9 protein-coding genes and 1 riboswitch are annotated in these 9118 nt (G+C 38.4%); of the genes, 1 reads left to right on the top strand and 8 read right to left on the bottom strand.

What is annotated here, in order from left to right:
- Positions 1-37: 37 nt before the first annotated feature.
- The 8 genes from purF to purE all read right to left on the bottom strand — a co-directional run bounded on the left by purF (position 38) and on the right by purE (position 8313).
- On the bottom strand, positions 38-1453 hold the full coding sequence (gene purF / locus COE49_RS18225; protein WP_088231851.1) for an amidophosphoribosyltransferase: 1416 nt from the start codon (positions 1451-1453) through the stop codon (positions 38-40).
- Positions 1438-3657 (bottom strand): phosphoribosylformylglycinamidine synthase II, encoded by a 2220-nt coding sequence (gene purL / locus COE49_RS18230; protein ID WP_088231852.1) that lies wholly within the window; start codon positions 3655-3657, stop codon positions 1438-1440. The genes purF and purL overlap by 16 nt, the downstream gene beginning before the upstream one ends.
- Positions 3641-4324, bottom strand: a complete 684-nt coding sequence (purQ, locus tag COE49_RS18235) for a phosphoribosylformylglycinamidine synthase subunit PurQ (RefSeq protein WP_048375606.1) — start codon at positions 4322-4324, stop codon at positions 3641-3643. Before purQ ends, purL begins: the two co-directional genes overlap by 17 nt.
- Complete coding sequence (gene purS / locus COE49_RS18240) at positions 4321-4575, bottom strand: phosphoribosylformylglycinamidine synthase subunit PurS (RefSeq protein ID WP_000278823.1); 255 nt, start codon at positions 4573-4575, stop codon at positions 4321-4323. Before purS ends, purQ begins: the two co-directional genes overlap by 4 nt.
- Positions 4568-5287 (bottom strand): phosphoribosylaminoimidazolesuccinocarboxamide synthase, encoded by a 720-nt coding sequence (gene purC / locus COE49_RS18245; protein ID WP_088231853.1) that lies wholly within the window; start codon positions 5285-5287, stop codon positions 4568-4570. Before purC ends, purS begins: the two co-directional genes overlap by 8 nt.
- An 88-nt stretch (positions 5288-5375) precedes the next feature.
- Complete coding sequence (gene purB, locus COE49_RS18250; RefSeq protein ID WP_088231854.1) at positions 5376-6683, bottom strand: adenylosuccinate lyase; 1308 nt, start codon at positions 6681-6683, stop codon at positions 5376-5378.
- Positions 6680-7831: a 5-(carboxyamino)imidazole ribonucleotide synthase gene (gene purK / locus COE49_RS18255; RefSeq protein ID WP_088231855.1), complete on the bottom strand. Its 1152-nt coding sequence runs from the start codon at positions 7829-7831 to the stop codon at positions 6680-6682. The genes purB and purK overlap by 4 nt, the downstream gene beginning before the upstream one ends.
- Complete coding sequence (gene purE / locus COE49_RS18260) at positions 7828-8313, bottom strand: 5-(carboxyamino)imidazole ribonucleotide mutase (protein ID WP_000839367.1); 486 nt, start codon at positions 8311-8313, stop codon at positions 7828-7830. Before purE ends, purK begins: the two co-directional genes overlap by 4 nt.
- Positions 8314-8423: 110 nt before the next feature.
- Positions 8424-8525: riboswitch (purine riboswitch) on the bottom strand.
- Positions 8526-8775: 250 nt separating this feature from the next.
- Here purE and COE49_RS18265 point away from each other — a divergent pair.
- Positions 8776-9057: a hypothetical protein gene (locus COE49_RS18265; RefSeq protein WP_088231856.1), complete on the top strand. Its 282-nt coding sequence runs from the start codon at positions 8776-8778 to the stop codon at positions 9055-9057.
- Positions 9058-9118 lie beyond the last annotated feature (61 nt).

Here is a 9118-nt window from a genome sequence, read left to right on the forward strand (position 1 = left end):
CAGCTTCTACATCAAATCATGTAGAAGCTTTTTCTCCTTATTTCATACTTTCTAAAAGCTCTTGCTCATAATCATAAAGAGCTGTCGGATAGTCCCCATTAAAGTAAGCCATGCATAGACCGCCATATTTCCCTTCATATGGACGTCCAATTGCATCTACTAATCCATCTTCACTTAAAAATGTTAGTGAATCTGCACCGATTATTTCACGGATTTCTTCTACTGTATTATTTGCTGCGATTAGTTCTTTTCTCGTTTGAATATCAATGCCATAGAAGCATGGATACTTAAGAGGTGGTGAAGCGATTCTTACGTGAACTTCTGTCGCCCCAGCCTCGCGAAGCATACGGACAATTCGTTTACTTGTCGTCCCTCTTACGATAGAGTCGTCAATCATAACAACTCGTTTTCCTTCTACTACACCTCTTACTGCCGAAAGCTTCATCTTAACCCCTTGCTCACGCAGTTCTTGAGAAGGCTGAATAAACGTACGTCCAACGTAACGGTTTTTAATTAATCCTAACTCATATGGAATACCAGTAGCCTCCGCATAGCCAATCGCTGCTGAAATACTAGAATCTGGTACACCAGTAACAACATCCGCTTCAATAGGAGCTTCCGCCGCTAAACGTTTCCCCATATTTTTACGCGCTGCATGAACGTTAACACCAGCAATGTTAGAATCTGGGCGTGCAAAGTAAATGTACTCCATACTACAAATTGCATGTTCTACATCATTTGTGAAACGATCTACGTGAATTCCTTCATCATTAATGATAATTAATTCACCAGGTTCTACATCACGAATATATGTTGCACCTACTACATCAAAAGCACATGTTTCAGATGCTACAACGTAAGCATCCCCCATCTTTCCGATTGAAAGTGGACGGAACCCATTCGGATCTAACGCAACGATCATTTCATTTCCAGTTAGTAAAAGATATGCAAACGCACCTTTCACTTTATTTAGAGCCTCTTTTACACTTTCGATTAAAGAATCTTTTGTACTACGTTTAATAAGGTGTAAAAGTACCTCTGTATCGGAACTTGTTTGGAAAATACTTCCCTCTGCCTCTAATTCACGACGAAGCATTTTTGCGTTAATTAAATTTCCGTTATGAGCTAACGCCATACTATGATCGGAAAAGCGGAATAATAATGGCTGCACGTTAGCGACTTCACTTCCACCAGCTGTCGCATATCGTACGTGTCCAATTGCTGATTTTCCGTTTAATCCTTCTAGCTCACCTCTTGAAAACACTTCTGATATTAAACCTAACCCCTTGTGACCGGTGATTTTTTCCCCATTATTTACAACAATGCCTGCGCCCTCTTGCCCACGGTGCTGCAAACTATGCAATCCGTAGTACGAAACTTGTGCTGCATTTTCATGCCCCCAAATTCCAAAAACGCCACATTCTTCATTTAACCCCTTTATTTCAGCAAGCATGGGATTGCCCCTTTCCAAGCCTTTCTCATTTCATCTACATTTGCTGTAAGTAATACTTCATTTTCTTCATTATGAATTGTTACTTCATTTGTATTTGTTACTTCTCCGACTTGAGTTGCTTCAACCATTTTCTCGAATGCTTCTTTATTTTCACGTTTTACAGTTATCACGAAGCGAGATTGTGATTCTGCAAATAATGCCGCCGTTGCTTCACCGTCTAATTTCACAGTAGCACCTAAATCTTTAGCACCAATTGCACTTTCTGAAATCGCAACTGCTAAACCACCTTCAGCAACGTCATGTGCAGATTGAATAAGGCCAGCTTGAATTGCTGCTAATACTTGTTTTTGACGTTTTAATTCTACGTCTAGATCGATACTTGGTGATTGACCGAAAATTTTGCCGTGAATCATTTTTTGCAATTCACTTCCGCCAAACTCAGCTTTCGTCTCTCCAATGACATAAACTAAATCGCCAGCTTGCTTAAATTCTTGTGTTGTTACATGTTTTAAATCGTGTACAAGACCGACCATCCCAACTGTCGGTGTTGGATATACAGCTTCGCCACTACGTTCGTTATACATTGATACGTTTCCGCCGATAACTGGCGTTTGTAATGTGCGACAAGCTTCACTCATACCGTCTACTGATTTTTCAATTTGCCAGAAGATCTCTGGTTTTTCTGGATTACCAAAGTTTAAGCAATCTGTAATTGCAAGTGGCTCTCCGCCAGAACATACGATATTACGTGCTGCCTCTGCTACTGCGATTTTACCGCCCACTTCTGGATCTAAGTAAATGTAGCGAGAGTTACAATCCGTCGTCATTGCTAATCCTTTTTCTGTACCGCGTACACGTACAACTGCTGCATCCGAACCTGGTGTAACAACTGTGCTTGTGCGCACTTGGTAATCATATTGATCATAAACCCACTCTTTACTTGCAATCGTCGGTTGCTGTAATAGAGCGAATAACGTTTCTTTATAATTTTCTACTTTTGGCGTTTCCATTTTCATTGCTTGGAATTCAGCAAAGTATGCTGCTTCTTTTGATGGCTTATGGTAAATTGGAGCTTCTTCTGCTAAAGCATCCGCTGGAACTTCCGCCACCTTCTCGCCTTTATGGAATAAGCGAAGCATTTTATCTTCCGTTACTTTCCCCATCGTAACGGCTGCAAGACCATACTTCTCGAATAAATCTACTATTTCTTGCTCTCTACCTTTTTTCACAACAATTAACATACGCTCTTGTGACTCAGATAGCATCATTTCATATGGTGTCATTCCTGTTTCGCGCTGTGGTACATCATCTAAGTACATTTCAATACCCATTCCTGCTTTACTTGCCATTTCTGCAGAAGATGATGTTAAACCAGCTGCACCCATATCTTGAATTCCAACAAGTGCATCAGATTGAATCAATTCTAAACACGCTTCAATAAGAAGCTTCTCCATAAATGGATCTCCTACTTGAACTGCTGGACGCTTCGCTTCCGAGCTTTCAGATAGTTCTTCAGATGCGAATGTTGCACCGTGAATACCATCACGACCAGTTGATGCTCCTACGTACATTACTGTATTACCGGCACCGTGCGCTTGCCCTTTTTTAATGTCTTCGTGGTTAATTAAACCTACGCACATTGCATTTACAAGTGGGTTTCCTTCGTAACATGGATCAAATTGTACTTCGCCACCAACAGTAGGAATACCGATACAGTTACCGTATCCTGCAATCCCTGCTACTACTTCTTCGAATAAATATTTCACACGTGGTGATTGTAATTCACCGAAACGAAGTGAGTTTAATAGAGCTACTGGACGTGCTCCCATAGAGAATACGTCACGAATAATACCACCAACGCCTGTTGCTGCTCCTTGATATGGTTCAATAGCTGAAGGATGGTTATGACTTTCCATTTTAAATACAACTGCTTGATTATCACCGATATCTACAATTCCAGCGCCTTCTCCAGGTCCTTGCAAGACACGCTCACCTGTCGTTGGGAACTTGCGAAGAACTGGTTTTGAATTTTTATAACTACAATGTTCAGACCACATTACAGAGAATAATCCTGTTTCTGTATAATTTGGCAGACGGCCTAAAATCTTTTCCACCATGGCAAACTCTTCGTCTGTTAGCCCCATTTCCGCATATATACGCTCTTCTTTAATTTGTGTTGGATTTGGTTCAAGCATTAACGACATATGTTTCCCTCCACTGTTTTAAGATAGATTGAAAGACTTTTAATCCCTCAGCACCGCCAAGTAATTCATCTACAGCACGCTCTGGGTGTGGCATCATACCAAGAACATTTCCTTTTTCATTTACAATACCAGCAATATCCGAAACGCTTCCATTCGGATTTTCTACGTAACGGAACGCAATTTGATTATTCTCTTCTAATCTTTTAAGCGTTTCTTCATCACAATAGTAATTCCCCTCACCATGTGCGATTGGAATATTGATTACTTCATCTTTTTCATATTGTGATGTAAACATCGTTTCATTATTTTCAACACGCAACTGAACAGTGCGACACATAAATTTTAAATTTTCGTTTCTCATTAAAGCTCCTGGTAGTAATCCTGATTCAACAAGAATCTGGAATCCATTACATACACCTAGAATTGGCTTTCCTTGCTCAGCAGCTTTTTGCACTGCTTTCATTGCGTTAGCAAAGCGAGAAATAGCACCGCAGCGTAAGTAGTCACCGTAAGAGAATCCACCTGGTAGTAGAATTGCATCATATTCATCTAAATTCTCTGTATCGTGCCAAACGTAATCTACTTCTTCGCCAAGCTCATCTTTAATCGCATGGAACATATCAACATCACAGTTCGAACCTGGAAATACTATTACGGCAAATTTCACTGTGCGACAACCTCCTCAACTTCATAACGGAAGTCTTCCATTACAACGTTTGCTAGTAACTTTTCACACATTTCTTTTACCTTGCTATCTAGATCAGATACCGATTTATCAATTGTTAATTCCATATACTTTCCGATTCGAACGTCTTGTACTTCCGTGAAAGAAAGACTATGAAGTGCTCCTTTTACTGCTGTTCCTTGTGGATCTAATACGCTTTCTCTTAACGTTACATATACCTTAACTTTATACATGTGAAATTCCCCCTAAACGTTTTAAAATCTCTTCATAAGCATCTGTTAAATTTCCAAGATCACGACGGAATACGTCTTTATCAAACTTTTCATTGCTCGTTTCATCCCATAAACGGCAAGTATCTGGTGAAATTTCATCCGCTAAAATAATTTCTCCTTCTTCCGTTACACCAAACTCTAATTTAAAATCTACTAATCTTACACGACAGCTTGCGAAATGATCAATCAACACTTGATTGATTTGTAGAGCCATCTCTCGTAATACGCTTACTTGCTCTGGCGATGCAACGTTTAATACACGAATATGATCTTCCGTTACAAGCGGATCTCCTAAATCATCATCTTTGAAGTAAAATTCTACGATTGGTTCTGTAAGTACAGTTCCCTCTTCCATTCCTAATCGTTTTGAAAGGCTTCCTGCAATTACATTTCTTGTGACAACTTCTAGAGGAATAATACTCACTTTTTTAACAAGTTGCTCTGTTTCAGATAACTTCTCGACAAAATGTGTTTTAATTCCTACTTCTTGTAACTTTCTGAACAACAAAGTTGTAATCTCATTGTTCAAACGACCTTTTCCTGTAATCGTCTCTTTTTTCTCCCCATTGAAAGCAGTCGCACTATCTTTGTACTCTACCCAAACCATATCTGCTGATTCTGTACGATAAATTCTTTTTGCCTTACCTTCATACAGCAATTCTAGCTTTTGCATTTCGCAAGCCCCCTGTAGTTTGAAAAATGTGAATAATATTTTTATAAAGAATGGCACAGAATGACTCTATTCTGTGCCATATGAAATTTTACGCTTCGTTTAATCCAAGGCGTTCAAAGATTGTATCAACGTGTTGCATATGATGCTCATAGTTGAAGCATTCATTAATTTCTTCTTGCGTTAATTTGCTCGTAATACGCTCATCTGCTTCTACAAGTTCTTTAAATTGTACTTGCGTTTCCCAAGCTTCCATCGCTTTAGGCTGTACGATATCATAAGCTTCTTCACGTACCATTCCTTTGTCGATTAACGTAAGCATTACGCGCTGAGAATAAATTAGGCCATATGTTCTTGTCATATTGCGTTTCATATTCTCTGGGTATACAGTTAAGTTTTTAACGATATTACCAAAGCGATTTAACATGTAATTTAACGCGATTGTAGCATCTGGTAAAATTACGCGTTCTGCAGAAGAGTGGGAAATATCACGCTCATGCCATAATGGAACATTCTCGTAAGCTGTCATCATATAACCGCGAATAACACGAGCTAAACCAGTCATATTTTCAGAACCAATTGGATTACGTTTATGTGGCATTGCAGAAGAACCTTTTTGACCTTTTGCAAAAGCCTCTTCAACTTCACGTGTTTCACTCTTTTGTAAACCACGAATCTCAACCGCCATTTTTTCAATAGATGTTGCGATTAGTGCAAGTGTTGACATGTAGTGTGCATGACGATCACGTTGCAATGTTTGTGTTGAAATTGGTGCTGCTTCTAATCCTAAGTTTTCACAAACATATTTTTCTACGAATGGATCGATATTTGCATATGTACCAACCGCACCAGATAGTTTACCAACACGAACTGTATTAGCAGCTTGTTTGAAACGCTCTACGTTACGTTTCATTTCTTCGTACCAAAGACCAAGTTTTAAACCAAATGTCGTTGGTTCTGCATGAACACCGTGTGTTCTTCCCATCATGATTGTGTATTTATGCTCTTTCGCTTTGTTAGCTAAAATGCTAACGAAGTTTTCTAAGTCTTTTAATATGATTTCATTCGCTTGTTTTAAGATGTAAGATAACGCTGTATCTACTACGTCTGTAGATGTTAAACCGTAATGAACCCATTTACGTTCCTCACCTAATGCTGGTGTTTCTGATACAGCACGAGTGAATGCAACTACGTCATGACGCGTTTCTTTTTCGATTTCATAAATGCGCTCAATATCAAATGATGCATGTTCACGAATTTTCTTCACATCTTCTTTTGGAATATCGCCAAGCTCAGCCCATGCTTCACAAGCTAAAATCTCAACTTCTAACCATGCTTTAAATTTGTTCTCTTCCGTCCAAATTGCACCCATTTCAGGGCGTGTATAACGACTAATCATCTTTTTCCCTCCAACAGTTGTTCTTGATGGTCCCAAATATGCAAACTCTTCGCTTTTTCTAGAGCGACTTCAATATTATCATTTAAAATATTAACATGCCCCATTTTCCGCTGTGCTTTTGCTTCTTCTTTTCCATACAAGTGTAAATAGCACCCGGTTAATCTATTCACTTGTCTTAGGACCCCTTCTATATGTTCGCCTAAAATGTTTACCATGACAACTGGTTTTAACAAATTTGTTTCTCCTAGAGGTAAATTACAAATCGCTCGAATATGTTGACCAAATTGGCTCGTTTCGCATGCATCCTGTGTATAGTGCCCTGAATTGTGAGGTCTTGGTGCTAATTCATTAATGTAAATCTCACCATTAGCTGTAGCAAACATCTCTACCGCTAGTGTTCCCACAAGTTTTAATTCATCCGCAAGTACCTTTGCGTAATCAATTGCTTTTTGAGAAAGATCTTCTGTAATGCGTGCTGGCACAATTGATTCATGCAAAATATTATTTACATGAATATTTTCTGCTACTGGAAACACTTTCGTTTCACCGCTTACACTGCGAGTTACAATAACTGATACTTCTTTTTCAAAAGGCACCCATTTTTCTAAAATGCACTCTGCTGCATTCGCAAGCTTTCGTGCTTTCTCAACATCAGCTTCACTTCTTAAAACAACTTGCCCTTTCCCATCATATCCACCTGTCGTCGTTTTTAAGACGGAAGGATATGATAACTCGGCGATTGCTTCAATAAGTTGCTCTTGATTTTGAACCAGTCTGTACGTTGCTACTGGTAACCCAGCTTTCTCAATCGCATTCTTTTCTGTAAAACGATTTTGCGTTGTATTTAGCAACTGACTACCTTGTGGTAAGTAAGCATGCTTTTCAAGCCATTGTAAACATCTATAATCAATATTCTCAAATTCATATGTGACAACATCACTTATCTCTGCTAAATGCTGAATTGCTTTTAAATCGTCATACGGTGCAATAATTTCAATATCAGCAACTTGTGCACATGGTGAGTTTTTTGTAGGATCTAAAACAGCAATTTTATATCCCATCTCCTTAGCTGCCAATGCCATCATTCTTCCTAGCTGGCCGCCTCCAATAATACCGATTGTTTTTCCAGGTAAAATGATTCTTGTCATACTAGCTCACTACCTTCGCGCACATCTTTTTCAATTGCTTCTCTTCTCAATTCTAATGCATCATGTATGTCATCATGGAATGATCCAAGTATTTGTGCAGCAAGTAAACCAGCATTTGTTGAACCAGCTTTACCAATTGCAACAGTTGCAACTGGAACCCCTCCTGGCATTTGGACGATGGATAATAATGAATCTAAGCCGTTTAACGCTTTTGATTGAACTGGAACGCCGATTACAGGAAGATTTGTCTTCGCTGCAACCATTCCTGGTAAATGCGCTGCTCCACCAGCTCCAGCAATAATAACTTTCAAGCCACGTTCACGAGCCGTCTCTGCATATTCAAACATATAATCCGGAGTCCGATGAGCGGATACAACTTTTTTCTCATACGGTATATTTAATTCATCTAAAATGTCACAAGCATATTTCATTGTTTCCCAGTCTGACGTACTTCCCATTATGACTCCAACTAGTGATTTCATATTAGAATCCCCCCGATTCAAATAAAAAAAGCCTGAAATAGAACAGTTTCTCTTTTACTATGAGAGAAAGCGCTCTACTCAGGCATAAGTATCCCTTGTGAATAGAAAAATACCGAGTGACTTTCCCTCATAGTCTAACGAATAACGGTCGTTAGGTAGAGACTTGCAGGCCATATCCCCGCGATTATATGAGGTCTTATATAATATTGTTTCTATGGCTATATTAACAATATTTCATAAACAATGTCAACAAATAATCGAATGTTTTTTTATTACTTACCAATAACGTTCGTGTTTTAGTTATATTCAAAAGAATAATTGTAACTATATGCAAGAAGGATAAGAAATTAGAATATATATTTCTAGAGATCTATCGTGCACATAGCTGTTTGTATACTAATTCCGTATGCTTTAATATAGAGCATATCATTTATACTCATTTTACTTATAAGGAGGACAATAATGAAAAAAATAACTACACTCTTTTCATATTTATTCCTTTGTATTGCAGTCATTGCTGTAATGATTGAATACTTATTTATATCATCCCACCTTTTTTACTCTCATTATTTTAAATATATACTTGTGGTAGAAATAACGTTTCCTATTATAGGGATTATTTTAGGAGCACTCGGAAAACCTGGAAGGCAAAAAATCATTGCTATTACTTTAAATAGTCTCTGCTTCATTCTTTTTTCTTCTTTAGGATTATTAAATTTATGGATTATGACATTTGGAAAATAAAAATAAACACAAAAAAACCTAAGTCGAATCGACTTAGGTTTTTGCTTGGCGACGTCCTACT

It is taken from the genome of Bacillus sp. AFS029637 (assembly GCF_002584985.1).
In the GTDB taxonomy this organism is placed as follows: domain Bacteria; phylum Bacillota; class Bacilli; order Bacillales; family Bacillaceae_G; genus Bacillus_A.

Coding starts and splice junctions, on each gene's coding strand:
- purK (WP_088231855.1), bottom strand. CDS start 7,831: ATGACAAGAATCATTTTACCTGGAAAAACAATCGGTATTATTGGAGGC.
- purB (WP_088231854.1), bottom strand. CDS start 6,683: ATGATTAGTCGTTATACACGCCCTGAAATGGGTGCAATTTGGACGGAA.
- purS (WP_000278823.1), bottom strand. CDS start 4,575: ATGTATAAAGTTAAGGTATATGTAACGTTAAGAGAAAGCGTATTAGAT.
- purC (WP_088231853.1), bottom strand. CDS start 5,287: ATGCAAAAGCTAGAATTGCTGTATGAAGGTAAGGCAAAAAGAATTTAT.
- COE49_RS18265 (WP_088231856.1), top strand. CDS start 8,776: ATGAAAAAAATAACTACACTCTTTTCATATTTATTCCTTTGTATTGCA.
- purE (WP_000839367.1), bottom strand. CDS start 8,313: ATGAAATCACTAGTTGGAGTCATAATGGGAAGTACGTCAGACTGGGAA.
- purL (WP_088231852.1), bottom strand. CDS start 3,657: ATGTCGTTAATGCTTGAACCAAATCCAACACAAATTAAAGAAGAGCGT.
- purF (WP_088231851.1), bottom strand. CDS start 1,453: ATGCTTGCTGAAATAAAGGGGTTAAATGAAGAATGTGGCGTTTTTGGA.